25 protein-coding genes and 1 pseudogene are annotated in these 25,194 nt (G+C 67.6%); 7 read left to right on the plus strand and 19 right to left on the minus strand.

The genetic code is table 11. From position 1 onward, the window contains the following. Positions 1–10 precede the first annotated feature (10 nt). The 4 genes from LVB87_RS13855 to LVB87_RS13870 all read right to left on the minus strand — a co-directional run bounded on the left by LVB87_RS13855 (position 11) and on the right by LVB87_RS13870 (position 2,324). On the minus strand, positions 11–295 hold the full coding sequence (locus LVB87_RS13855) for a GNAT family N-acetyltransferase (RefSeq protein ID WP_232898539.1): 285 nt from the start codon (positions 293–295) through the stop codon (positions 11–13). Then, the gene (locus LVB87_RS13860) at positions 282–992 is read right to left on the minus strand and encodes a hypothetical protein (RefSeq protein WP_232898540.1); all 711 of its coding nucleotides are present in this window, start codon (positions 990–992) and stop codon (positions 282–284) included. The genes LVB87_RS13855 and LVB87_RS13860 overlap by 14 nt, the downstream gene beginning before the upstream one ends. A 66-nt stretch (positions 993–1,058) precedes the next feature. Beyond that, a complete protein-coding gene (locus tag LVB87_RS13865) occupies positions 1,059–1,661 on the minus strand; it encodes a rhomboid family intramembrane serine protease (RefSeq protein WP_232898541.1) in 603 nt (200 codons plus the stop codon). A 3-nt stretch (positions 1,662–1,664) separates the two neighbouring features. Then, positions 1,665–2,324: a glutathione S-transferase family protein gene (locus LVB87_RS13870; protein WP_232898542.1), complete on the minus strand. Its 660-nt coding sequence runs from the start codon at positions 2,322–2,324 to the stop codon at positions 1,665–1,667. 152 nt (positions 2,325–2,476) lie between these two features. Here LVB87_RS13870 and LVB87_RS13875 point away from each other — a divergent pair, with 152 nt between their 5' ends. Beyond that, positions 2,477–4,279 carry a M14 family metallopeptidase gene (locus LVB87_RS13875; protein WP_232900566.1) on the plus strand — a complete coding sequence of 601 codons (1,803 nt, stop codon included), beginning with the start codon at positions 2,477–2,479 and terminating at the stop codon, positions 4,277–4,279. Between the two features lie 6 nt (positions 4,280–4,285). On the opposite strand, the gene LVB87_RS13880 is transcribed toward LVB87_RS13875, so the two are convergent. Then, positions 4,286–4,435, minus strand: a complete 150-nt coding sequence (locus tag LVB87_RS13880; RefSeq protein ID WP_232898543.1) for a hypothetical protein — start codon at positions 4,433–4,435, stop codon at positions 4,286–4,288. Positions 4,436–4,539: 104 nt separating this feature from the next. Here LVB87_RS13880 and LVB87_RS13885 point away from each other — a divergent pair, with 104 nt between their 5' ends. Further along, entirely contained in the window at positions 4,540–5,568 is a 1,029-nt protein-coding gene (locus tag LVB87_RS13885) for a YbaY family lipoprotein (protein WP_232898544.1), read from the plus strand. Between the two features lie 192 nt (positions 5,569–5,760). On the opposite strand, the gene LVB87_RS13890 is transcribed toward LVB87_RS13885, so the two are convergent. Further along, a complete protein-coding gene (locus tag LVB87_RS13890) occupies positions 5,761–6,360 on the minus strand; it encodes a YdeI/OmpD-associated family protein (RefSeq protein ID WP_232898545.1) in 600 nt (199 codons plus the stop codon). Positions 6,361–6,368: 8 nt separating this feature from the next. Beyond that, entirely contained in the window at positions 6,369–6,890 is a 522-nt protein-coding gene (locus LVB87_RS13895; RefSeq protein WP_232898546.1) for a 2'-5' RNA ligase family protein, read from the minus strand. Between the two features lie 67 nt (positions 6,891–6,957). On the opposite strand from LVB87_RS13895, the gene LVB87_RS13900 reads away from it, so the two are divergent. Together LVB87_RS13900 and LVB87_RS13905 are read left to right on the plus strand one after the other, a co-directional pair. Then, positions 6,958–7,446 carry a ribonuclease domain-containing protein gene (locus tag LVB87_RS13900; RefSeq protein ID WP_232898547.1) on the plus strand — a complete coding sequence of 163 codons (489 nt, stop codon included), beginning with the start codon at positions 6,958–6,960 and terminating at the stop codon, positions 7,444–7,446. Then, complete coding sequence (locus tag LVB87_RS13905; RefSeq protein WP_232898548.1) at positions 7,443–7,889, plus strand: barstar family protein; 447 nt, start codon at positions 7,443–7,445, stop codon at positions 7,887–7,889. Before LVB87_RS13900 ends, LVB87_RS13905 begins: the two co-directional genes overlap by 4 nt. A 3-nt stretch (positions 7,890–7,892) precedes the next feature. Here the strand turns inward: LVB87_RS13905 and abc-f are convergent, their stop codons facing one another. From abc-f to LVB87_RS13930, 5 genes are all read right to left on the minus strand, one after another. Beyond that, a complete protein-coding gene (gene abc-f / locus LVB87_RS13910; protein ID WP_232898549.1) occupies positions 7,893–9,764 on the minus strand; it encodes a ribosomal protection-like ABC-F family protein in 1,872 nt (623 codons plus the stop codon). Between the two features lie 21 nt (positions 9,765–9,785). After that, positions 9,786–11,351, minus strand: coding sequence for a YdiU family protein (locus LVB87_RS13915; RefSeq protein ID WP_232898550.1), 1,566 nt, complete (start codon positions 11,349–11,351; stop codon positions 9,786–9,788). Between the two features lie 35 nt (positions 11,352–11,386). Continuing rightward, complete coding sequence (locus LVB87_RS13920; RefSeq protein WP_232898551.1) at positions 11,387–11,545, minus strand: hypothetical protein; 159 nt, start codon at positions 11,543–11,545, stop codon at positions 11,387–11,389. Continuing rightward, complete coding sequence (locus tag LVB87_RS13925; RefSeq protein ID WP_232898552.1) at positions 11,545–13,308, minus strand: M1 family metallopeptidase; 1,764 nt, start codon at positions 13,306–13,308, stop codon at positions 11,545–11,547. Before LVB87_RS13925 ends, LVB87_RS13920 begins: the two co-directional genes overlap by 1 nt. 108 nt (positions 13,309–13,416) lie before the next feature. After that, on the minus strand, positions 13,417–13,569 hold the full coding sequence (locus tag LVB87_RS13930) for a hypothetical protein (protein ID WP_232898553.1): 153 nt from the start codon (positions 13,567–13,569) through the stop codon (positions 13,417–13,419). Between the two features lie 146 nt (positions 13,570–13,715). Between LVB87_RS13930 and LVB87_RS13935 the strand changes: the two genes are divergently transcribed. Then, entirely contained in the window at positions 13,716–14,636 is a 921-nt protein-coding gene (locus LVB87_RS13935) for an SDR family NAD(P)-dependent oxidoreductase (RefSeq protein ID WP_232898554.1), read from the plus strand. 17 nt (positions 14,637–14,653) lie between these two features. Here LVB87_RS13935 and LVB87_RS13940 read toward each other — a convergent pair whose 3' ends face one another. The 3 genes from LVB87_RS13940 to LVB87_RS13950 all read right to left on the minus strand — a co-directional run bounded on the left by LVB87_RS13940 (position 14,654) and on the right by LVB87_RS13950 (position 16,367). Further along, positions 14,654–15,148, minus strand: coding sequence for an SMI1/KNR4 family protein (locus LVB87_RS13940; RefSeq protein WP_232898555.1), 495 nt, complete (start codon positions 15,146–15,148; stop codon positions 14,654–14,656). A gap of 62 nt (positions 15,149–15,210) precedes the next feature. Further along, complete coding sequence (locus LVB87_RS13945) at positions 15,211–15,831, minus strand: hypothetical protein (protein WP_232898556.1); 621 nt, start codon at positions 15,829–15,831, stop codon at positions 15,211–15,213. Beyond that, positions 15,828–16,367 (minus strand): DUF4440 domain-containing protein, encoded by a 540-nt coding sequence (locus LVB87_RS13950; protein WP_232898557.1) that lies wholly within the window; start codon positions 16,365–16,367, stop codon positions 15,828–15,830. Before LVB87_RS13950 ends, LVB87_RS13945 begins: the two co-directional genes overlap by 4 nt. A 136-nt stretch (positions 16,368–16,503) precedes the next feature. Between LVB87_RS13950 and LVB87_RS13955 the strand changes: the two genes are divergently transcribed. Together LVB87_RS13955 and LVB87_RS13960 are read left to right on the plus strand one after the other, a co-directional pair. Then, on the plus strand, positions 16,504–17,661 hold the full coding sequence (locus LVB87_RS13955; protein ID WP_232898558.1) for a hypothetical protein: 1,158 nt from the start codon (positions 16,504–16,506) through the stop codon (positions 17,659–17,661). Positions 17,662–17,750: 89 nt separating this feature from the next. Next, on the plus strand, positions 17,751–19,316 hold the full coding sequence (locus LVB87_RS13960; protein ID WP_232900567.1) for an AlkA N-terminal domain-containing protein: 1,566 nt from the start codon (positions 17,751–17,753) through the stop codon (positions 19,314–19,316). A gap of 205 nt (positions 19,317–19,521) precedes the next feature. Here the strand turns inward: LVB87_RS13960 and LVB87_RS15665 are convergent. The 4 genes and pseudogenes from LVB87_RS15665 to LVB87_RS13975 form a co-directional block, all read right to left on the minus strand. Continuing rightward, positions 19,522–19,809 (minus strand): annotated as a pseudogene (locus LVB87_RS15665) (hypothetical protein); the annotation flags it as partial. A 31-nt stretch (positions 19,810–19,840) separates the two neighbouring features. Next, positions 19,841–21,109, minus strand: coding sequence for an RNA polymerase sigma factor (locus LVB87_RS13965; protein ID WP_232898559.1), 1,269 nt, complete (start codon positions 21,107–21,109; stop codon positions 19,841–19,843). A 31-nt stretch (positions 21,110–21,140) separates the two neighbouring features. Next, entirely contained in the window at positions 21,141–21,533 is a 393-nt protein-coding gene (locus tag LVB87_RS13970; RefSeq protein WP_232898560.1) for a type IV pilin protein, read from the minus strand. A gap of 3 nt (positions 21,534–21,536) precedes the next feature. Next, positions 21,537–25,184, minus strand: a complete 3,648-nt coding sequence (locus LVB87_RS13975) for a PilC/PilY family type IV pilus protein (RefSeq protein ID WP_232898561.1) — start codon at positions 25,182–25,184, stop codon at positions 21,537–21,539. Between the last annotated feature and the right edge of the window lie 10 nt (positions 25,185–25,194).

Here is a 25,194-nt window from a genome sequence, read left to right on the forward strand (position 1 = left end):
GCCCTCGCCTTCAGGCAAGCAGGTCGCGGTACTCCGGGTGCTTCTCGATCCAGACCTTGGCGTAGCTGCAGGCCGGAACCACCTTCATCCCCGCGGCGCGCGCATGGTCCAGCGCCACGCGCACCAGCTCGCCGGCGATGCCGCGCCCGCCGATCGCCTCCGGCACGCCGGTGTGGAAGAGGGTCATCGCGCCGCCTTCCACCCGGTAATCGAGCTCGGCCACGTGGCCGTCGACGAGGACGGTGAACCGCCCCGTCGCCTCGTGCCGGACCGGCCCCAGGTCACCCGCGGGCATCGCGCTTGCCCTGGTTCTGGCGATCGGTCGCGCCGATGCTGCCCTGGATGGCGGACTGATGCGTTTCGCCCTGGTGCAGTTCGTTCGCCTTCATGCGCGCTTCCTCGGACTGGAATCCCGGATCGGGCACGTGGTTGCCGCCTTCGCCGATGTGTTGCCACGCCGGCGTCTCTCGATCGTGCGCATGCTTGGCTTCCAGCAGCGCGCGCGTGTTGGCCAGCGCCTGCTCGGGCGTGATGTGCGCGGGCTCGGGAATGACATGGACGGCACGCGGCTTGCGCGGTGCCTTGCGAGCGACGGTCTTCTTCGTGGCGACCCGCTTCGTGGCCGCGGCCTTGCGGACGACTTTCTTCGCGGCCTTCTTCGCCGGCGACTTGCGGGCTGCGACTTTCTTCGTGGCCTTCTTCGCGACTTTCTTCGCCGCGGCCTTGCGCGTCGCGGTCTTCTTCACCGCCTTGCGCGCTGTCTTTTTCGCAGCGGCGCGGCGGATCGCCGTCTTCTTCACTGCCTTGCGCGCGGTCTTCTTCGCGGCCTTCTTCGCCGCCTTCTTCACCGTGCGCTTCACGGCGGCCTTCCGCACGACCTTCTTCGCGGCCTTCTTTGCCGTGCGCTTCGCACCGGCCTTGCGCACGGCCTTCTTCGCGGTCTTCTTCGTCGCCTTCCTGGCCGCTTTTTTCGCAGCCTTCTTGGTCGCCATGGACGCCTCCTCGAGTCAGTCCCCGCGCCCCGGATATCACGGGGCACATTCAGCGCGGGTGAGTACTCAGGACCCCGGCGACAGCAAGCGCTCGACGAACGCCGCGGGCAGCCGCGGCTCGGCGAAGATCGCGAACGCCACGCCGTACAGCGCGCCCCAGAAGTGCGCCGCGTGGTTGACGTTGCCGTGCCCCTGGCGATCGGCCCAGGCCGAATACCCGAGGTACAGCACGCCGAAGATGATCGCCGGGCATGGCAGGACGAACACGTAGATGGTCGCCCACGGGTTGAGCAGCACGAAGGTGAACAGTACGGCCGAGACCGCACCCGACGCGCCGAGGCTGCGATACCGCGCGTCGTTGCGATGGCGCAGGTAGGTCGGCAGGATCGAGGCCACCATCGCCGAGAGATAGAACAAGGGAAACGCCAGCGGCCCCAGCGTCGCGCCGTAGAAGCGCTCCGCCAGCGGGCCGAAGAAGTACAGCGTGAACATGTTGAACAACAGGTGCATCCAGTCGGCATGCACGAAGCCGTAGGTCACCAGGCGGTCGTACTCGTGCTTGCGCGCGATGGCGGGCGGCCACAGCGTGAGGCGGTCCATCAGGCGCGGTCGCTCGAAGGCGATCCACGAGACGATCACCGTCAGGCCGATCAGGATCCAGGTCTGCATGCGTCAGGCGGTCGTCGTGGCGGGGGCGTTGCCCCATTCGGCCAGGCCTTCGAGTTCGTACAGGCGCGCGAAGGACGGGCGTGCGCGCATGCGATCGGCGAAGGCGAGCAAATGCGGCCACTGTGTCGCGGGCCTGGGCATGTTGCGCGACCAGCGCATCAGCATGGCGAGGTAGAAATCGGCGGCGCTGAGGCGATCGCCCAGCATGTACGGGCCGTTCTTCGCGATGTGCGCGTCGAGGCGATCCCAGGCTTGCGCGATCTTCGGCGCGACGGAGGCGCGCACGAGTTCGGCGTTCGCCTCGCCCGCGGCTTCATGCGGGTACCACCAGTTGCGGAACAGCGGTTGCACCGCGTTGGCGAGGTGGAACATCCACTGGTGGTAGTCGGCACGCTGCGGGTCGTCGTGCGCGGGGGCGAAGCGGTGCTGCGGATCGCGGTCGGCGAGCGTCATCAGCAGCGCGGCGGCTTCGAAGCGCGGCACGTCGTCCAGGACCAGGGTGGGCACCACGCCATTGGGATTCAACGCGAGGTACTCCGGGGACTTCTGCGCACCGGCCGCGGTGTCGACCAGGCGCAGCTCGTAGGGCACGCCGAGTTCGATCATCAGCCAGTGCACCACCATGCTCGCGGCACCGGGGGCGTAGTAGAGGGTGGTGGTCATCGGCGTCCGAACGGTGCTTGGGAGAGGCGCCCATCTTAGCCTCGCGCCCTGCCGCCAGCGCACTGGCAGCAGCATGACCAACGCCACGAAGGAATCGCCCCCGGTTTGGATACCATCGCCGTTCCCTTGCCCGCGGCCGATGCCCCATGTCCCTGCCCCGCTCCCTGCTCGCTGCTGCCCTCCTCGCCTGCCTCGCGCCGCTGCATGCCGCGCCGGCGTCGACCGATCTCACCAGCGCGGATCTCACAAGCGCGGATCTCACCAGGACGGATCTCACCACGGTGTCGGAGCGCTCGGGCTTCGTGCGCACGGGGCGCTTCGAAGAAGTGATCGCGCTGTGCAGCGCGTTCGCGAAGGCGTATCCGGATGCGGTGCGTTGCGTCGACTTCGGCACGACACCGGAAGGCCGGCCGATGAAGGCGCTGATCGTGTCGCGCAGCGGTGCACTGACGCCGGAAGCGGTGCGCGCGAAGGGCTTGCCGGTGCTGCTCGTGCAGGGTGGCATCCATGCGGGCGAGATCGACGGCAAGGACGCGGGCTTCCTCGCATTGCGCGAGCTGCTCGATGGCAAGCAAGACAAGGGCGCGCTGGAAAAGCAGGTCCTCGTCTTCGTCCCCGTGTTCAACATCGACGGCCACGAGCGCTTCGGCGCCTGGAACCGTCCGAACCAGCGCGGCCCCGAGCAGATGGGCTGGCGTACCACCGCGCAGAACTACAACCTCAACCGCGACTACGCGAAGGCCGACACGCCGGAAATGCAGGCGATGCTGCGCCTGGTGGAGGCGTGGGACCCGATCGCCTACATCGACCTGCACGTCACCGACGGCGCGAAGTTCCAGCAGGACGTCGCGATCCAGGTCGAACCCGTGCACGCGGGCGACGAGGCATTGAAGGCTGCCGGCAAGACCTTCCGCGACACGGTGATCGACGAAGTGAAGAAGCAGGGCGCCCTGCCCGTCGCCTTCTATCCCTCGTTCGTGGAGAACGACAATCCCGAATCCGGCTTCATCGACGGCGTGTCGCCGCCGCGCTTCTCCACCGGTTACTTCCAACTGCGCAACCGGTTCGGCATGTTGGTCGAAACGCATTCGTGGCGCGATTACCCGCATCGCGTGAAGACCACGCACGACGTGGTGCTCTCGGTCATCCGCCAGATCGCCGCGCACGGCCAGGACTGGATGAAGATCGCGCAGGCCGCCGACGCGCGTTCGCTCGCCGGCCAACCGGTGCCGCTCGACTACGCGGCGAGCGACAAGGTGCGCACCATCGACTTCCTCGGTTACGCCTACACGCGCACGCACTCGGACATCTCCGGCGGCCTGATGACGCATTACGACGAGACCAAGCCGCAGGTCTGGCACATCCCGCTGCGCGACGACGTGCAGCCGGGGCACATGGCAACGGCGCCGAAGGCCGGTTACATCGTGCCCGCCGCGCATGCCGCCTGGGTGGGCGAGAAGCTCAAGGTCCACGGGATCAAGTTCGACACCCTCGATCACGCGCTGGCCAAGCGCGACGTGCAGGTGTTCCGCGCGACCAACACGAAGTTCGCGGGCAATTCCGTGGAAGGCCACCAGCGCCTGAACCTCGAAGGCCAGTGGGCGCCGGAAACGCGCGACGTCGGCGCCGGCGCGCTGTTCGTGCCGATCGCGCAGCCGAAGGCACGGCTGGTGATGGCGCTGCTGGAACCGCAGGCGCCGGACGCGCTCGCCGCGTGGGGCGAGTTCAACAATGCCTTCGAGCAGAAGGAATACATGGAGGCCTACGTCGCCGAAGACGTAGCCCGCGAGATGCTGAAGGATCCGAAGGTGAAGGCCGAGTTCGAAGCGAAACTCAAGGACGACGCCTTCGCGAAGGACCCCGACGCGCGCCTGGCGTTCTTCGCGCGCAAGCACGCCTCGTGGGACGAGCGCTTCAACCTCTACCCGGTGATGCGGGTGGACGCGGCGCCCTGACGGAGGTCAGTGGCGCTTGAAATACTGGACCTCGCGCTCGTGCTTCTCCGCCGCCGCGCGGCTGGAGAACGTGCCGAGGTTCCTGCGCTTGTGGGTCTTCGGATCGAGCTTGCGCGAGTACAGCCGGTATTGGCCGTTGGCGAGCTTGCGGATCATGGCCTGGCTCCGCGTGGATGTCTGGAGACTTAAGCCACGCACGTCGTGAAGGGCGTGCGGTTTGACGGCGGCGTACGATGCCGGCGTTCAGCCAGGAGCCTGCCATGCGTTACCTCGTCGCGCTTGTTGCTGCTTTGGTCCTGTCCGGTTGCCCGGAGCGCGAAACCGCGCCTTCCCCGGTCGCGCCCATTCCGACCGAATCGAACTACATCCACGGCAGCGCCTATTTCCTGGAGCGCTTGAAGCTACCGCCGGGGAACGACTTCACCGTGCAGTTGATCGACAACCAGCTTGCCGATACGCAGCAGGCGGTGATCGCGGAGACGACGCTGGAGGATGTGGCGGGACCTCCGTACAACTTCTCGCTGATGTACGACCCGGCGAAGATCCGGCCGAACGGGCAGTACGGCTTGCATGCATCGCTGCGTGGCGCCGATGGACACCTGATTTTCGTCACGCAGACGCGCGTGCCGGTGGTGCCCGGCGATCCGAAGGTCGTCGAGTTCCGCATGACGCGCGTGAGCGCGGGCGACGCGCCGCCGCCGGTTGCGAACATCCACCACACGTCGTGGACCTGCGGCGAGATGACCTTCGCTGCGGATTTCGACATGGCGGGCGGGCGCGTGGACCTGCAATTACCGGAAGGTGCGATGTCGCTGCCGCTGGCGCAGTCGGCCTCCGGTGCGCGCTATGCCGATCATCGCGGCAACGAATTCTGGACGAAGGGCGACAAGGGCACGCTCACGCGCGAGGGCGGCGGCAAGCTGGATTGCGTGCGCGCGGATACGCCGCCGCAGGCGGGTTCGCCGTGGGATGTGGCGAAGAAGCGTGGCGTGGCGTTTCGTGCGATCGGCAACGAGCCGGGGTGGGTGGTTGAAGTCGGGCGCGGCGAGGCGCCGACGATGGATGCCACGCTCGACTACGGAAAGCGCGTGGTCGATGTGCCGAAGGCGCAGGCGCTCTCCGGTCTGCTCGGTTATGCGGGGACCGCGACCGACGGGTCGAAGGTGCGCTTGGTGTTGGAGCGCAAGGCGTGCAGTGACGGGATGAGCGATGACGCGTTTCCGGTCGCTGCGACGCTGGATGTGGGCGGGACGACGTATCGCGGGTGTGGGCGGTTCCTGGCTGAGTGACTGCTTAGAGGCAAGAGCGCGACACCAGAACGTCGGACCGCCACGCAGTCCGTTATCGCGCCTGTCGGAGCGCCTTCAAGCCGCATCCATGCAACCGGAGCTCCGCCCGGGTGGCCATCCATGGCCGCCCTGCAGTCGCGACAACGGACTGCGTGTCGGTCCTCTGCGCGGGACGTGGGGGCTGCCTGCCGCCTAGCAGTTCTCGTATTTCCAATTCCGGCGCTTGCCTTCCGCCAGCCATTCGACCGCCTGCGCGAGGCGCGTCTTGCGCGTTTCTTCCCGCTTCGCCTCGATAATCCATTCGACGTAATCCCGTTGCGCACTCGGCGGAAACGCTTCGAACGTCTTCCTCGCCTTCGCATTCTTCTTCAGCGCGGCGAGCAGGTCTTCCGGCGCTTCCGGCGGCGGCTTCGGTGCGGTCTTGCGCTGCGCCGGCGACTTCACGTTGTCCAGGTTGAGTTGCATCGCGCGCTTGATGTGCGCGATCAGGGTCTTCTTCGGCGGCAGCTCCTTGACCGAGGTGAGCTTGCCGTAGCTTCCCATGCCATCGCGCGGTTCGCCCTCGCCCACCACCAGCGCGTGCTTCCAGTAACCGAACGAGGCGTGTTGCTTGAACGCCGCCATGCCGCACAGGATGCCGCCGCCGTACAGGAAGGTCGGCATGCTCCACTTCAGCGTTTCTTCCACGTCGGGGCAGGCTTCGTGCACGGCGGCGCGGACGTGTTCGAGGATGGGCCGCGCGAAGTCGGCTTGCTTGGCGATGTAGGCGTCGATGCGCGGGTCGGTCTTCATGCGGCGGATCATGCCAGAGGCCAGCGGCCCAATGTCTCGTACGCCCCTTCCCCGCTCGCCATCAATTCGAAATGCCCCACGTGCCAGGGCAGCGGGCCGATCGCATGCGGTTCGGGGCGGCGCGGGGCGCGCAGTGCCGTGATGTGCGGGACGTAGCGGTCCTCTTTCTTCATCGGTACCTCGCGCTCGCGGCAGGCCTGCGCAAGCGCGTCATGCAATTGCTGCAGTGCATCGGGCAGGTGCGAACAGCCGAGCCAGCCGATGCGCCTGCCGAAGCGGTCGGCGCGGTCCACGACGAGGTCGAACGGCGGCAGCGCGATCGTGTCGGCGGCGGCGCGTGCGGCCCGGAGGATGTCGTCGGGCAGCGGATCCGGGAACGCATCGAGGAACACCAGCGTCATGTGCAGCTTCGCCTCCTGCGTTCGTCGCCCGCCCCATTCGGCGTGAAGACGCGCGGTTTCCAGCGCGAGCCTGTGGCGCAACGTCGGCTCGGGTGCGAACGCGAAGAAGATATTGCGGGTGGCCGCCATGGCGCTGTCGACACCTCATCCGGACCGGGTGGAGTATGGTGCGCGGTGCATCGCAATGGAGAGCGTCATGCGTCGACACCTGCGCAATCCCTGGGTCTGGGTGGCCGCCGCGCTGCTGTTCGCTGGCTGGCTGCTGTGGCCGCGCCCGGTGAAATCGCCGCCGCTGGAACACACGACGCCACCCGCCGCTTCCGCGCCCGCCAGCCAGGTGCAGCTGCGCTCGCCCGCCGACGACAGCGCGCTCGCGGGCCTGCCTGCATGGTTGCCCGCCGAAGCCCACGACACCATCGCGCGCATCGCGCACGGCGGTCCGTTCGACAATCGCCAGGACGGCAGCACGTTCGGCAATCGCGAAGGCCACCTGCCCTCGCAGTCGCGCGGCTATTACCGCGAGTACACGGTCGAAACTCCGGGCGAGCGCTCGCGCGGTGCGCGCCGCATCATCACCGGCGGTTCTCCGCCCGAAGTCTGGTACTACACGGACGATCACTACGACAGCTTCCGTTCCTTCAGCGTGGGCGCGCTGGATGTGACGCGCGCCGGAGGCATTCGATGAGCGAGTCGGGTTGGGAACTCGGCCTCGCCGATGCCGAAAACGCGGGCGTCTACTTCGTCACCACCGACGACCTCGATACCTTGGGCGTCGCCGCGCGCGATGCGGGCTTGCAGGTGCGGCGCATCGACCTGGGCGGCGCGGACAAGTCCACGTTGCTGCTGCGCATCGCGACGGCGCTGGACTTCCCGGGCACCTTCGGGCGCAACTGGGATGCGCTGGCGGACAGCCTGCGCGATCTGTCTTGGCTGCCCGCCGCGGGCTTCACGCTGTTGTTCGAGAACGGTGGCGACCTGCAGCAGGGCGGCACCGAGGACTTCGACACGCTGCTGGAGATCCTCGAGGAAAGCGCGCAGGAATGGGGCGAGCGCCACATTCCCTTCTGGTCCTTCATCGCGCTGCCCGAGTCGGTGTTCGACGAGATCGACGCGGCGGCGGCAGACTGATCGTCAGCCCGCGTCGAGTTCCATCCAGCGCGCATAGGCGCGATCGAGCGCGGCCTGCGTTTCGGCCAGGCGCGAGTTATGCGAGACGATCATCTGCGCTTCGCGCTGGTAGAACGCGGGGTCGTGCATCGCTTCGGTGAGTTCGGCGACGTCGCGTTCGAGTTGTTCGATCTGGACCGGCAGGGTTTCCAGCTCGCGCTGTTCCTTGTAGGAGAGGCGGCGCTTCGCGGGCTCCGGTGCACGCGCTTGCTTGACGGGCGCCGCGACGGGTGCCGCCGGTTTCGCCTGCGTGGGCTCCGGCCGTTGCCGCAGCCAATCGGTGTAACCGCCCACGTATTCGCCGACGCGCCCGTCGCCTTCCATCACCAGCGTGGAGGTCACCACGCTGTCGAGGAAGTCGCGGTCGTGGCTGACGAGCAACAGCGTGCCTGCGTAGTCGGCGAGCAGTTCTTCGAGTAGTTCGAGCGTTTCGACGTCGAGGTCGTTGGTCGGTTCGTCCATCACCAGCAGGTTGGACGGTTGCGCGAACAAACGCGCGAGCAGCAGGCGATTGCGCTCGCCGCCCGACAAGCGCGTGATCGGCGCGCGCGCACGCTCCGGCGTGAACAGGAAATCCTGCAGGTAGCCGAGCACGTGTTTCTTGCGCCCGCCGACGTCCACCGTGTCGCTGCCGCCGGCCACGTTCTCCATCGCGTTCCAGTCTTCGCGCAGCGCGGCGCGTTGCTGGTCGAAGTACGCGATCTCCAAGCCGGTGCCGGGCTTCACTTCGCCCGCATCGGGCTTGAGCTGCCCGAGCAGCAGGCGCAGCAGCGTGGTCTTGCCGCTGCCGTTCGGTCCGACGAGGCCCACGCGATCGCCGCGCAGGATCTTCGTGGAGAGGTCCTGCACGATCGGCCGCCCGTCGTAGGCGAAGGACACGTCCTTCACTTCGATGACCTTCTTGCCCGACGCCTCGCCCTGCGAGGCTTCCATGCGCACGCGGCCCATCTGTTCGCGGCGCGCGGCGCGTTCGTTGCGCATCGCTTCGAGTCGGCGCACGCGGCCCTCGTCGCGCGTGCGACGAGCCTTGATGCCTTGGCGGATCCACACTTCTTCCTGCGCCAGCAGCTTGTCGAAGCGCGCGTTCTCCTGCGCTTCGGCGTTGGCGCGTTCCTCGCGGCGGCGCTGGTAGTTGTCGTAGTCGCCAGGCCAGCTGGTCACGTTGCCGCGATCGATCTCGACGATGCGCGTGGCGAGCGCGCGCAGGAAGCGACGGTCGTGGGTGACGAACACGAGTGCGCCGTTCCAGCCCTTGAGGAAGGCTTCCAGCCACTCGATGGATTCGATGTCGAGGTGGTTGGTCGGTTCGTCGAGCAGCAGCAGGTCGGGCGCGGAGACGAGGGCGCGCGCCAGCAGCACGCGGCGTTTGCGTCCGCCGGAGAGCGAACCGAATGCGGCGTCGCCGTCGATCGACAGGCGATGGAGCATCTCTTCGACGCGGCGGTCCATGTCCCACGCATGCGCGGCTTCCATCTTGGCCTGCACGCGCGCGAGCGCGGCGGTGTCGACGTGTTCGGCGTGGCTGATGTGGTGGAACTCGGCGAGCAAGGCACCGGTTTCGCCAAGACCGCCGGCGACCACATCGAACACGGTGCCCGCCATGTCGCCGGGCACTTCCTGCTCCAGGCGCGCGATGCGGCGGCCGCCTTCCACGCGCACTTCGCCGTCGTCCGGGCGGATCTCGCCCGCCAGCAGCTTGAGCAGGGTGGATTTGCCGGCGCCGTTGCGGCCGATGAGGGCGATGCGCTCGCCGGGTTCGATGGACAGGTCGATGCCGTCCAGCAGCAGCGGGCCGCCGACGCCGTAGTCGACGCGTTGTAGGGTGATCAGGGGCATGCGCGCAGTTTAGTGGATCGGTCAGGAGCTGCAGCTCAGCATCGAACAGCCCGCACGGTCGCGCGCCCAGTCCGGGCGGCGTTGCGCGAATCGCTCGCGGCCCGGCTGTTCGTCGTAGGGGCGGCGCATCACGTCGAGCAGCTCGGCGACGCCGGCCTCGTCGCCCTGCTCCGCACGGTCGATGACTTCCTGCGCGAGGTAGTTGCGCAGGACGTACTTCGGGTTCGCCGCGTCCATGCGCGTGCGGCGTTCGGCGGGCGTCGATGGATCTTCGCGCAGGCGCGCCGCGTGGCGCTGCAACCATTCGAGGAACGCCGGTGCGGCCTGCGCACGCTTGGCTTCGTCGTACCAGGTGGCATCGAACAGCGTTTCGAGCTGCGCGCCGATGTCGCCCTGCGGATCGAACCGCCCCAGCGCGCGGAACCACAGCGTCATGTCCACTTCCGCCACCTGCAGCAATGCCTGCAGGGCCTGCATCGTTTGGATGTCCGCATCCGTGCATTCGCCGTAGCCGAGCTTGCGCGCCGTGTTGTTGCGATCCTCTTCGACGAAGCGATCCATGTAGCGCTGCAAGCCTTCGTTGAGCGGCGCCACGTCGGAGAACAGGGGCGAGATCGCATGCGCCAGGCGCGTGAGGTTCCAGTGCGCGATCTTCGGTTGCCAGCCGAAGCGATAGCGACGCCCGCCGGCATCGGTGGTGTTGGGCGTCCAGTCCGGATCGAAGTCGTCGATCCAGCCGTACGGCCCGTAATCGATGGTGAGGCCGAGGATCGACAGGTTGTCGGTGTTCATCACCCCGTGCACGAAGCCCACGCGCATCCAGTGCGCCATCAGCACCGCGGTGCGCTCGCACACGGTGGCGAACCAATCGCCGTACAGCGCTTCGCCCTCGCCTTCCAGCTCGGGGAAATCGCGCGCGATGCAGAAATCCGCAAGCCGGCGCAGCAGGTCGAGATCGCCGCGCGAATAAGGCAGTTCGAAATTGCCGAAGCGGATGAAGGACGGCGCGACGCGGCACACGATCGCGCCGGGTTCGGATTTCGGATGGCCGTCGTAGAACATGTCGCGCACGACGTCCTCGCCGGTCGCGACCAGGCTCAGCGCCCGCGTGGTCGGCACGCCGAGGTGGTGCATCGCTTCGCTGCAGAGGAATTCGCGGATCGAGGAACGCAGCACGGCGCGACCATCCGCGGAACGCGAATACGGGGTCGGACCTGCGCCTTTCAGTTGCAGCTCCCAACGCTGTCCTTGCGCATCGAGCGTTTCACCCAACGTGATCGCACGCCCGTCGCCCAGTTGGCCCGCCCAGTGGCCGAACTGATGCCCGCCGTAGTTCACCGCGAACGGATCCATCCCCGGCCATTGCGCATTGCCGCCGAAGACCAGCGCGAATTCCTGCGTGGCGACGTCCGCCTCGCTGAAGCCGAGGATCGCCGCCATCTCGCGCGAATGCGCGATCAGTCGCGGTGCCGGCACGGGCGTGGGCCGCACGCGCGACCACGCCCCCGCCACCTGGCGGATGCCCGGCGACAGGTCCGGGTCGCCCGGCAGTTCGAGGAACCGATTGTCGTAGCGGAGGACGTGCATCCGCGCATTGTGCGCGAATGCCCGTCATGCGCGGATCAGAACGGCGGCCAGGGCCACCCGAAATACGGCGCCAGCAGCCAGTAGATGCCGCCGATGACCACGGCCCACAAGGCGATCTTGATCAGCACGCCCACCACCTTGAAGGCCAGCCAGAGGCAAACGATCAGGATCAGGATGCCGACGACGGTCGTCATCAACCGCCCCCCGCCGCCTTCTTGCGGGCGTCTTCCTTCTCGCGCTCGCTCTTGTCCTGCTGGAACGCGTCGATGTGCGGCAGCTGGCGCAGCACGAGCGAATGCGGATCGAGCGTATAGCTCTCATGCGCCTGGATCGGCAGGCTGCCCTGCCCGTTCGCCATCGCGACGGTCTCCACCTTGTCGCCGACGCGCACTTCCACCGGCATCGGGAACGGCTTGTTGCCCGGCACCTGCCAGCGCAGGTCGAGGCGGTCGCCGTTGCGCGTGGCGATCAGTTCCGGCAGCTTCGGCTGGTACAGGTACACGTCGAAGAACCACTGGTAGTCCTTGTCCGTCACCTGCTTCACCGCGGCGATGTAATCCCGCGTACTGGCATACAGCGGCTTGAAGTTACCCGGCTTCGGATCGGTCCTGCCGTACACGATCTGGCGCGTGACGGCGAAGAAGTCCTTGTCGCCCAGCAAATGGCGCAGCGTGTCCATCACCAGCGACGCCTTGTAATAGATGTCGTGGCCCGGGCCGACTTCGTCGCTGTACACGTCCTCTTCGCGCATCGGCTTGTCGCTGACGATCGGATGCACGTTCGCCAGCGTGGCGCGCTGCTTCATCAGGTTGGCGTGGTATTCCATGTCGCCGCGCAGCCACTGCATGTACAGCGGCTGCATGTAGGTGCCGTAGCCCTCGTGCAGCCACATGTCGTCCCAGTCCTTGTTGGTCAGCTGGTTGCCGAACCACTCGTGCGCGAATTCGTGCTGCAGCAGCCAGTCGTAGCCGTACTCGGACTTCTTGTACTCGTTGCCGTAGGCATTGATGGTCTGGTGCTCCATGCCCAGGTGCGGGGTTTCCACCACGCCCATCTTTTCGTCGGCGAAGGGATACGGGCCGATCTTCTCTTCGAAGAAATCGAGGATGGAAGAGAACTCGGCGAACAGGCCCTTCACCTTCGCCGGGTCGTCGCTCTTCAGGTACCAGTAGCGCAGCGGGATGGTGTTGCCGTAGCGCGACTTGTAATCGGCCTGCATCACTTCATACGGACCGACGTTGATCGCGATCGCGTAGGTGTCCGGGTTCTTCGTGCGCCAGTGGTAGGTGCGCCAGCCATCCTTTTCGTCCATGCCCATCGCCACGCCGTTGCCGGCGGACACCAGCGGCGCGGGCACGGTGACGTGTTGGTCGACCTGCAACGGCTCGCCCTGCGGGTGGTCGATGCACGGCCAGAACAGGTCGCAACCGTTGCCCTGGATCGCGCTGACGAACCACGGTTCGCCGGTCGGCGCCTTCGACCACACGAAACCGCCGTCCCACGGCGCGCGCTTGGCAACGTGCGGGTGGCCGTCGTACACGATGCGCAGCGTGGCGGCCTGGCCCGCGGCAAGCGGCTTGGCCAGCGGCACGTACATGCGGCCTTCGGGATTGGTCCACGTGCCCTTCGCGACCGGCTGGCCGTCGACTTCCACGCTGGAGACGTTGTAGTTGCGGTCCAACTCGACGACGAGCTTGTCGATCGGCTTGGTCGCGCGGAAGGTCAGCTTCGCGTCGCCGGCGAGCGATTCCTTCGAAGGATCGAGTTTGAACGACAGGTCGGCGTTCTCGAACACCACCGCTTCCTGCTCCGGCGCGCGCGGCAGGCCGGTCTGGTAGGTGAAGTCGGTGAGGTCGCCCTGGCCGGGGGCCTTTTCGGTTTTCTGGCCTGCCGCGAAAGCGGCGGGGGCAACGAGGACGGTCGCGAGCGCGAGCGGCAGCAGGGAGCGACGAAGCATGGTCAGGCAGGTCCTTCCAAGGGATCGCGCGACGATGCCACACGGCCGCCGGTTCGGCACCCTGCTTGAAGTCACCTGGGCCGCGACAGGGGCCTCAGGGCGCGCAAATTACGGCGCGATCGACGCCGATTGCCCCGGATCGGTGCCATCCGGATCGGAGGCGTCGCGATAGCCCGTCGCCCCGAGTGCGGCGAACAGCACCGCGCACATCATGGCGCGCGCGGTGATGACGCGCAGTCGACGGCGGTTCTTCCTGGTCATGACGTGCCCCCTGTTGCCTGTTCCAACGCGCCCGAAGGCGCCATCCGGACGCGCAGGCTCCGGCAGGCGCCGTGGGGGCGACGTGAACGCGGAACCAACACGGCCGGCGCGATCCTGCACCCAGGCCCCACCGAAGGACGCGCGCGATGACCGACAAGCTGAAAGGCAAAACGATCGTCGTCACCGGCGCGTCCAGCGGCATCGGCAAGGGCGTCGCCCGCGCGCTCGCCGCCGAAGGCGCCACGCTCGTGCTCGCCGCGCGCCGCACGCACTTGCTGCATGCGCTGGCGGACGAGCTCGGCGATGCATTGCCGGTGACCACCAACGTCGGCGATCCGCGCGACGTGGAAAACCTCGCGCGCGCAGCGCTCGGCCGCTACGGCCGCATCGATGCCTGGATCAACAACGCAGGCGTCGCCGCGATCGGGCGCTTCGACGAAATCCCGCTGGACGATCACCTGCGCGTCATCGCCACCAACCTGGGCGGCACCATCAGCGGCAGCCACGTCGCGATGAAGCACTTCCGGCGCATGCAGACGGGCACGCTCGTCAACGTGGCGGCGATGCTCGGCCGCACGCCGGCGCCCTACTACGGCTCGTTCTGCGCGTCGAAGTACGGCGTGATGGGCCTGTGCGCCTCGCTGCGGCAGGAACTGCGCGCACATGGCGAACACGACATCCGGGTGTGCGCGGTGCTGCCGATGGCGACCGACACCTCCTTCTACGATCATGCGGCGAACTACACCGGGCATGCCTTGCGGCCCTATCCGGTGACCGACGCCGACCGCGTCGTGCGTGCGATCGTCGATGTGGTGATCTCCCCGCGCGATGAAGTGACCGTGGGCGCCCCTGCGATCGCGGCGGCGTTCGCGCAGCAACTCGCACCGCGGCTCACCGAAGGCGTGACTTCCGTGATGACGCGCGAACTGCAGATGTCGCAGGCGCCGGAAGCGCCGCATACGGCGGGCAACCTGCACGTGCCGCTCGAAGTGGGCACCGGTGTATCGGGCAGCCTGCGTGCGCGCCTGGCAGCGGAGGATCGCGTGCAGGGAACGTCGTCGCAGTAGGACGCCGAAAGCAAATGTCAGTCGGGTTCCGGGAGATTCAGATAATCAATGAACGCCTGGAAGCTCTCCGCGACGTAATACGTGTTCCCTTCTTCGTCGGATGGCGGGAACGCGAATGCATGATCCCAGAAATAGACTCCCTTGAGGTCTGCATTGTCGACCAGCGTCACCATGCCCCCGCAGGCACCACTGCCAATGATGATGCTGCCAGGCATCAACTCCTTCTCATACTCATCGAACCATCCCCGCAAATCCAACGCCTCATCCACGCCTAATCCATACAACACGTCCAAGGGCACTTCCTCCCCCAAGGCCTCAAGAATGAAAGTGGGGTATCCCCTCTTTGCACTTCCCCCATTGTGCAAATGCAGGAATTCCTTGTAATCGTCCGGCAGCGAGAAGCCGATCCGCTGCTCGAAACCGTCGACCAGCTCGCGTGTCGCGCTTCCAAACCCCTCGATCTCCATCCGACCATCCCGCTGCTGGATCGCCATCAGGATAACGACCTGCATTTCCCTCCCGGCGCATTCGTCTTCCCGGGGCGTCGCTGAACATTCCCGCAGTGGACTGCGCCCTAGCGCTTGGTGGTGATGGCGCGACGCAGGTTCGCCCGCGCCTGCGCATCCAGGCGTTCGTGGAAGAAGTCGCTGAGGTAGATGCGTTCGCGTGCGAGCACGCCCTTCAGGAAACGCTTGCGATTCACCGCGAACAACCAACCCGGCACCACGCCGCGATACTCGGCGGTGATGGCGCGGTCGTAGGCGTCGAATTCCGAAGGCGGCGCACCGAGGATCGCCATGTCGCAATCCAGGAACAGGCGCGCGTCGGGATCGGGCACGTCGGCCTGCGAGAGGGTGCCGTGCCGCGCGGTGAGATCGATCAGCGTGGCGACCTGTTCCGCATCGACCTTCGGCCACCATTGCGCAAGATGGTCGCGCGCGAGATCCGCCGAGCGCGCTTCGTTGTCCTTCGCGCCGGCGATGTAGATCGCATCGTGGTACAGCACTGCGAAGGCGACTTCGACCGGCTGCAGCCAGCCCGGCCCGGCCGACACACTGGCGTAGTGGCGCAGCACTTCGTCGACGTGCCTGGCGTTGTGGTACGCACGCGGCGGCGACGCATAGGCGGCCGCCAACGCGTTGCGCTGCGCGTCGGGCAGCGCGAAAGGCAGGCGCGCGAACGCCGCTTCGCTCATTGCGCCGCCGTCGGGCAGGCCTTGCGCCCGGCCACGAGCTTGTCGATGTCTTCTTTCGTGGCCGGCTTCGGCACGTTGCCGCCACCGCCGTCGTAGAGCACGTGCCACGTGCCCTGCGCGTCGCGCACCCAGGTGGAGATGAAACGCCCGGCCATCCACTTGTCCTTCGCATCCGGCGCGAGGTTCTCCATCCAGTACGGGCCGCGCGACACCGCCACCCCAGTGTCGCCCGTCGCCGTCACCGCATCGGGATACCAATGCAGGCGCACGTCCTTGCCTTCGATGAGCGAGGACCAGTCGGCCACGACGGCATCACGCCCGCGCGCGACCGAATCGCGACCGCTGATGAAGCTCGCATCGGCATGCAGGTGTTCGGCGAAGGCTTTGGCGTCATGGTCCTCGACGCTCTTGGCGAAGCTCGATTCGCGCGCCCAGACCGCACATTCGGCGGTATTCGGCGCCGGTGGCGGCGCTTGCTGCGCTGCGGCGATCGCGGAGAGGGACAGGCCTGCAAGCAGCAAAGCGGATCGCAACATGGCTGAGCTCCCGTGGGGTGCAGGGGGATGATGTCCGAATGCGGCGAGCAACGCCTATGCCGGAAGCGTGGGATGCACCTGCATGCCCTCGCGTCGTTCCGGAGCCGGCCTGCACCCTCCCCCCAAGGAGACAGCCATGATGCATACCTCCCTCGCCCGGCGCCTGCTCCCTGCCGCCGTCGCGCTGGCCTGCGCGACCGGTGTCCAGGCGCAGACCCGCTACTCGCTCGACATCCTCACCGGCCTCGGCGGCACCTCCGCCACCGGCAACTCGATCAACGACCGGGGCTGGATCACCGGCCGCGGCAACCTCACCGGTAACCAGTCGCGCCACGCCACCCTCTGGCGCGGCGACACCGTCACCGATCTGCAGACCCTCGGCGGCCCCAACAGCGTCGTGGTGTTCCCCGTGAAGAACATCGTCGGCATCGTCAGCGGCATCGCGCAGACCAACGAACCCGATCCCTTGAACGAAACCTGGAGCTGCGGGTTCTTCTTCCCCGCGGCCACGCGCACCGGTGTGCGTTGCCTGGGCTTCCGCTGGCGCAACAACGTGATGACGCCGCTGCCGACGTTGGGCGGCACGCACGGATTCGCCAGCGGCACCAACAACTTCGGGTTCACCGTGGGCTGGGCGGAAAACACGGTGCACGACCCCACCTGCGTGGCGCCGCAGCAGTTGCAGTTCCGCGCGGTGCGATGGGGACTCGATGGAAAGCCCACGGAGCTGCCGCCCTTGCCCGGCGACAGCACGAGCGCGGCGACCGCCATCAACGATCTCGGCGAGATCGTCGGCATCTCCGGCATCTGCGACATCGCGGTCGGGCAACGCAGCGCGCGCCATGCCGTGGTGTGGCGCAATCGCGTGCCGCACAACCTCGGCGACATCGGCGGCGATGCCTGGAACACACCGGTCGCGATCAACCTGCGCGGCGACATCGCGGGCTTCGGGAACACGGTGGCGGGCATCGACTTCGCACCGCATGCGTTCCTGTGGACGCGCAGGACGGGCATCGTCGATCTCGGCACATTGCCCGGCGACAGCACGAGCCAGGCGAGCGGCATGAACGAACTCGGCCGCGTAGTGGGCCAGTCGTGCAACAGCGCAGGCGTGTGCCGCGGCTTCGTGTGGACGCGCGGCACGATGCGCGACCTGCAAGCGATGATCACCGAAGGCGACGACGCGACCATCCTCACCGCGAACGACATCGACGACTTCGGCGTCATCACCGGCCAGGCGATCGACAACGCGACCGGCCGTTTCGTCGTCTTTCGCGCCACGCCGCTCGACTGAGCAGTGATGTCCGAATCCGGCGAGTCGGCATGCGGGCGCGGTGCTAAGGTGCCCGCATGTCGACCGCCGCAATTCTCACGAGCACGACCATGCCCGGCGTCCACATGCCCAGCGCACAGGTGTGCGAACAGGCACGTTTGAGCCGCGACCCGCGCTTCGACGGCCTGTTCTTCACCGGCGTCACCAGCACGCGCATCTATTGCCGGCCCGTATGTCCCGCGCCTGCGCCGAAGCCGCGCAACATCATCTATTACCCGAGCGCGGCGGCAGCCGAAGCGGCGGGCTTCCGCCCGTGCTTGCGCTGCAGGCCCGAACTCGCGCCGGGCGACGGAGCGTGGCGGCGCGGCGACGATGCAATGGCGCGCGCACTGAAGCTGATCGATGCGGGCCTGCTGGCCGAACAACCGCTCGCCGTACTGGCCGATCGCGTGCATCTGGGGGAACGACAGTTGCGACGCTTGTTCGTCGAACGCCTCGGTGCGCCGCCGAGCGGCGTGCATGCGACGCGTCGACTGCTGTTCGCCAAGCAACTGCTCACCGAAACGACGATGCCGATCACGCAGGTCGCGCTCGCCGCGGGCTTCGGCAGCCTGCGCCGGTTCAACACCGTCTTCCACGAGGCCTATCGCATGGCCCCGCGCGAGTTGCGCAAACGCGAGCCCTCGCAGGTCGACGACACGTTGGGCCTGCGTCTGGGATTCCGACCACCCTACGATTTCGAAGCGATGCTCGCCTTCCTGCGCACGCGTGCGCTGCCGGGCGTCGAGCAGGTGGACCACGATGCCTATGCGCGCCTAATCGCGCCCATGGCCGAAGGCGATGCGCCCGGTTGGCTCTGCGTGACGCGCGATGCCAAGGATCCGCACGCGCTGCGCCTGCAGGTGCACGGCGTGCCGCCCGCACGCCTGCTGGAGGTGGTGGCGCGCGTGCGCCGCATGTTCGACCTCGATGCGGAACCGCGCACGATCGCCGACGCTTTATCGGTGCATCCGCGCCTGAGTGCGCTGGTCGACGCGGCGCCGGGCGTGCGGCTGCCCAGCGCGTGGGACGGTTTCGAACTCGCCGTGCGCGCGATCCTCGGCCAGCAGATCAGCGTCGCCGCGGCGCGCACGATGGCGATGCGCGTGGCGCAGCGCTGGGGCACGCCGCTGGCGAACGAAGCAGCACCGGGGCTCGGCCATCTGTTCCCCACCGCGGCCGCGCTGGCGGACGCGGACCTGGAATCCATCGGCCTGATCTCCGCACGCGCGAAGACGATCCGAGGCGTGGCACGCGCGGTGCTCGAGGGCGACGTGGATTTCCGCACCGACGCCACGCTCGAGGAATTCGTCGAACGTTGGACCGCCCTCCCCGGCATCGGCCCATGGACCGCGCACTACATCGCGATGCGCGCGCTCGGCCATCCGGATGCGTTCCCCGCCGACGACCTCGTGCTGCAACGCGCCCTGCCCGCCGACGGCTCGCGCCTCACCGCACGCGCCCTTGCCGCCGCGGCTGAAGCGTGGCGCCCATGGCGTGCGTATTCGGTCATCCAGTTGTGGCGCGATGCCAGTCATGCACCGACGGCGGCAGCCACGGCGCCAGGTCGATCCCCAGCGCGTCGTACGCGTCCAGCGCATCGCGCACGAGCCGCAGCGCCGGTGTCGGCGGAATGACGGCCGACTGCGCGATGCCGGCCATCGCATCCGGATCGAGCATCGCGCTGGTCCAGGAGAACAACAGATCGGCGCGGCGCTCGAGCGCGTTGCGCAGCCACGGGCGCAATGGCGCGTGCACCGTGTATCCCGCCTCGCCCAAGGTCCGGATCGCCTCGGCGAGCTGCGCGTAGGCGCCGCGATACCACTCGCCCTTGCCGCCCGCGGCATCGTGCACGGTCAGGGGCTGCGGTGCGTTGTGCGCGTCCAGCAGGTGCTTGAACCGCAGCTCGAGCGCGCGTGCATCCGGCACCGATTCGGTGTCCACCGCAAGCGCGCGATCCAGGTCGAAGAACTCGAACCAGCGCGGATGCAACTGCTGCAGGCGCGCGAGCGGATCGCGCGAAAAGCCCAGCTTCAGCAGGTCTTCGTAGGCGCAGGGAAACACGTACAGGTGGCAGGCGCCGCGACTGTGCGTGTGTTGCGTGGCGGGATCGCGCGGGTCGACGGGCATGGCGCCAGCGTCGCACGAGGAGCATGCACGCTCAGTCGACGATCGCCGCTGCCCGTTCACGCAGCAACCGGGCTTCGCGTTCGTTGCGCGCCAGCCCCGCGGCGCGCTCGAATTCCACGCGCGCTTCGCGCAGGCGGCCGAGCCTGGCGAGCAGATCGCCGCGCACGCTGGGCAACAGGTGGTAGTCCCGCAGCGCAGGCGCATCGACGAGCGTGTCCGCCAGGTCCAGCCCCGCCTGCGGCCCGAACGCCATCGCGTAGGCCACGGCGCGATTGAGCTCCACCACCGGCGAAGGCATGCGTTGGGCCAGCGTGTCGTAGAGCGCCGCGATGCGCGCCCAATCGGTGTCGGCCGACGTCGGCGCGCGCGCGTGGCAGGCCGCGATCGCCGCCTGCAACGCATACGGATTCCCCGCACCGCCGAGGCGCTCGGCCCGTGCGAGCGATGCAAGTCCCCGCTGGATGTACAGGCGATCCCAGCGCATGCGGTCCTGGTCGGCGAGCAGGATCGGCGTGCCGTCGGCCTGCGTCCGCGCGTGCAGGCGCGAGGCCTGCAGCTCCATCAGCGCAAGCAGGCCGTGCACGTCCGCCTCGTCCGGATCCACCGCGGCGAGGATGCGGCCCAGGCGCAAGGCCTCTTCGCACAGCGTGGGGCGCATCCAGTGTTCGCCGCTGGTCGCGGCATAGCCTTCGTTGAAGATCAGGTAGACCACGCCGAGCACCGCCGACAGGCGCTGCGGCAATTCTTCGCGGCCCGGAGTTTCGAAGGGCACCTTCGCTTCGGCGAGCGTGCGTTTGGCGCGCACGATGCGTTGCGCGACGGTCGCCTCGGGCACGAGGCAGGCGCGCGCGATTTCCTCGGTGGTCAGTCCGCCCAGCAGGCGCAGCGTGAGCGCGACCTGCGCTTCGACCGAGAGCACGGGATGGCAGGCGGTGAACACCAGGCGCAGCACGTCGTCGCCGATGATGTCGTCGGCCGCGGCTTCGGGGTCGGCGCCGGCGAGCGCGGGCTGCCAATCCTCGTCGTGGTCGATGTCCTGCTGCTTGCGTGCGTGCAGCTGGTGCTGGCGCAGGCGGTCGATCGCGCGGCGCTTGGCGGTCGCCATCAGCCACGCGCCCGGTTTGTCGGGCACGCCTTGCGTCGTCCAGTGTTCGATCGCGGCCAGGAACGCGTCCTGCGCGAGTTCTTCCGCCAACCCGACGTCGCGCACCATGCGCGCGAGGCCCGCGATCAGTTTCGTCGATTCGATCCGCCACACCGCTTCGATGGTGCGGCGGACATGCCCTTCGCCCGTCTCCATGGGCGAAGGTTTTACCAGTCGCAGGCGACGGTCACCAGCAATCGTTGCCGGCGGGCGTCTTCAACATGGTGTTGTCGAGCGACAAGGTCCCGCAGGTGTCCTTGGCCTGCTTGCCCTGCGGCGTGGCGGTCGCCGTGAAGGTGCCCGCGGCCAGGGTGTAGCTCACCGTGTAGTACTGGTTCACGTCGCCCGAGCACGTGTAAGCCGCACCGACGTAGGTCTGGTTGACCGTGTAGAAGCGCTCCAGCGCACCGGCCGCTTCGGTCAGGCAGGACTTGGCCGCCGCGCGACGCGATTTGCGCGTCGCGAAGTCGTAGCCGGAGATGGCCAGGGCCGCGAGGATCGCGACGATCATGACCACGATCATCAGTTCCAGCAGGGTGAAGCCTGCTTCGGTGCGCTTCTTGTTCCGATATGCGTGCATGGATCAGTCCTGGAGGATTTCGCGCCACTGGACGCGGCGTGCCAGGCCGCCGGAGTTGTTGGTCTTTTCGTCGCCGTCGCCGCCGTCGGTCTTGCTATAGAAGATCGTGTTCCCGATGAACACGCCCTTCGTCGGGCTGCCGTTGCCGGTGCCCAGCGAGCCGACGCCCGTCGCGCCCGAACCGCTGCCGAGCTTGTCGCCGTTGTCGAAGGTGCCGTTGCCGTCCGCGTCGAAGAACGGTTCGACCAGCGCGGTACCGGTGAAGGCGTCGAGCGCGTTGATGTAGCCGCTGCCGCCGGCGTCGCAGGTCGAGGCCGTCGGCGGCGTCATGCTCGAGGCCACCAGCGCGGCGCCGCGCATCTGCGGACGCACCACCACGCGTTCGCCGGCCGTCGGGGTGTCCAGGTCGAGCACCCAACCCTTCTTGCCCGCGGGCAGCGGATTGTTCTGCTCGAAGGAACGCACCTTGCGGCCGGCGATGACGCCCACCAGCGGGATGTCGCGCGCCTGCAGGTTGGATTCGGTGACCGTCGTGTTGCTGTCGATGATGCCGTACAGCGACTGCACGGTGTTGTCGCTGACGTCGCCGACCGACAGGTAGCGGCCCGTGCCGAAGAAGACCCACGAGCGGCCGTCCACCGGGTTGCGCGCGATGGCCAGGCCCGTGGTGATCGGCTGGTTGCTGCGCGTGGTGTACATCGGGCTGCCACCGAGCGCGATCGTCCAGGTGGCCGCGGTCGTGCCGGCGAGGTCGAACTTCCAGAGGTTGCCCTTCAGGTCGCCCGCATACACCACGTCCACCGTGCCGTTGCCGTCGACGTCGCGGCCGCGCGGTTCGGACAGGCCGTTGTCGCCGCCCACGCCGGTGTCGATCTTCTTGAGCACGCTGCCGGTCATCAGGTCGATGATGAACAGGACCGCATGCTGGTTGGTGCTGTTGAAGCCGTTGCTGACGATCACGGCCTTCGTCTTCGCCGCGTCGTTGAGCGTCACGATCAGCGGATCGCCGGTGACCATGCCCATGTCGCCGCCGTTGTCGCGCAGCTCCCAGATGGCGTTGGTCGCGCCGAAGTTCGCCGGGTCGGTGACGTTGAGGGCAAACAGGCCCTTGCCGCCGCGGCCGAGCGCGCCCACCAGGATGTTCTGCGCCGGCGTCTGCTTGCGCGAGGACACCACCACCGGGCCATCGACGAAGTAGTGGTGCACGTACTGCGGGTCGCTGTAGGTGGACAGCGCCGTGAAGTCGATGCCGCTCGGCACGTAGGCGAACAGTTCCTTGCCGTCGGTGGTCGTGGCGAGGCTGGTGTCGCCGGCGTCGAAGGCGTGCAGCATGCCGTCGTTGGCGCCGACGTACAGCGTGTTGGTATCGGCCACGTACATCGGCGAGGAGTTGACGATGTCGCCCAGCAGCACGTCGCGGCTGCGCAGGGTCCCGCCCATGCGGCGTTCGCCGGACGTATCGCCCAGGATGTAGTTGACGTTGAGGGCGCCGGTGACCGGCGCGATGCCGGTGGTCCGGGCGAGCGACGTGGTCTGCGCCGTCGTCGGGAAGGTCGCGCCCGCGGTGCCGTTCCAGGTGAAGACCTTGCGCCCGGTATACGTGATGCCGGCCGAGCCGACCCACGCAGGCGTGGCGGCGGCACCGGAAGCAGTGGCGTCGTACGCGGCAAGCTCGCCGATCCACTTACCCGACACGTAACGCGCCTGGTAGACGCGCGAGCCACTAATGAACGAGGTGGTGTTCGCGGTCACGTTCGAGGCCGAACCGTTGCGCGCCTGCACAGTCGCGAGCGCATCGGCCAGCGCCTGCGCGAACTCCTGCGGGTCGCGCGCGCTGACGAAGCTGCCGTGGCCGTTGATCGAGGCGTGCCACAGGTCGTCGATGCGGTCGGCGTCTTCGGCGTCGGTCGGATCGCCCCAGCGACTGGTGCCCAGCGTGATCGCGCCGAGGTCGGTCTTCGGATTCAGGCGGCCCTGCAGGCCGATCGACACGCCGAAGGTGACCATGTGCTGCCAGAACGCGGGGTCTGCGTTGGAGTACGGCACGTTGTTGGTGAGCGTGGTCACCAGGTCGCGCTTCCAGTAGTACATGGCCACGTCGGCGAGCGTGTCGCCGCGCGAGTTGGTGCTGCCGCTGAAGTTGTCGATGAAGGGCTTCAGCGGGTTGTAGGTGTAGCTCAGGTCGGCCCCGTCGGTGATCGTCGGGCCGGCCGTCTTGTCCGTGTCGCCCACCGGGTGGGTGTAGCCGGAATCGTCGTTCCAGTAGCCATCGGTGGTGAGGATCGCGAAGTTCTGGCGGCAGCTGATCTGGTTGTTGCCGCTCTCCGGGCCCCACGGGCCGGTCGAGGAGCTGTCGGAGAAGTAGTCGCCGGTGCGTTGCAACGCACCCTTCAGCGGCGTGCCTTGGCTCGCGTCGGCGGCGATCAGGTGCGCGTACCAGTTGTCGCGGTTGGCACCCTGGAACACGCCGTTGCTGATGCCCACCGGGATCAGGTACGGGTTGCGGTTCCAGATCGAGTCATAGCCCACGCGCAGGTTGGAGTTCAGGCGGCTGAAGGCTTCGCTCGCGCCGGCCTTGGCCACCTTGATGCGCGTGCGGTGGTAGGAGTACCAGGTCGCGTAGTTGACCAGTTCGTTGACCAGCGAGCGCTGCGTGATCGTGCCGTTGTCGTTGTGCACGTCCGGCTGGGCCGCCACGCAGTCGACCCAGTCGGTCGTCGCGCTGGTGCTGCCGGTACCGGGGCAACGGTTGGTGTTGTCGTACTTGCCGTTGAGCGTGACGTTCTTGTAACCGCTGGCCGCCGTGACGGTCACCGTCCACGTGCCCAGGGCCGGGAAGTCGATCGAACAGCTCTCGTCGTTGCCGTTGCCGGCGGAGTTGCAGGCCGAGGCGCCGGTGGGATCGAACAGCGCCAGCGAGGCGCCCTTGCCCTTGCTGTCGTCGCGGTTGGTGTTCTGGCCGTAGGAGCCGCCGGTGGTCGAGAACGTGATGTTCTGGGTGTTCGCCGCGACGGTGAACGTGAAGGAGGTCGCGCCGCCCGTGGCTGCGCCGATGGCGGTGCCACCGGTCTTCGGGAACGTCGAGTAGTTGTTGCCGTACGTGCCGGTGACCGTGGCGTACGACGACTTCAGCATGGTGTTGCCACCCGCCGGGATGTAGTAACGCCAGTACGAGGCCGTCTTCGAATAGTCGAACTGCGTGCCCGAGGTCGGCTGGTCCTTCGGCACGTAGAACAGGCGATTGCTGCTGGACAGGTTGACCGCGCCCGACAACAGGCTGTCATCGCCGTAGGCGCTGAGCGTGGTGTACGACAGGCCGCCCGTGTAGCGCGACTGGTCCGACTTGATCCACGGGAGGTAGTTGATGTTGGGGTTGTAGTAGAGCGTGTTGCGGTTGTACGCGTTGATCGCGATGTTCGACGGGCTGACCGCGGGCAGTTCGCTCGACGAGTTCGCGCCGGGCATGAAGTCCCATTGCATCGACCCGGAGTCGTCGATGATGAACATGATGTTCGGCGGCGGGTACGCCGTGCCGGTCTGCAGCGGCGTATCCGGGATGGAGACGGCCGCGGAGGGCAGCGACAGCAGCGTTGCGCAGAACGCAAACGCCGGAGCCAGCAGGCGGGCACGGACCAAGGGATGGGCGGACATGGCGCTGACT

Origin of the sequence: Lysobacter sp. KIS68-7 (assembly GCF_021284745.1) — a bacterium.
Lineage (GTDB): Bacteria > Pseudomonadota > Gammaproteobacteria > Xanthomonadales > Xanthomonadaceae > Noviluteimonas.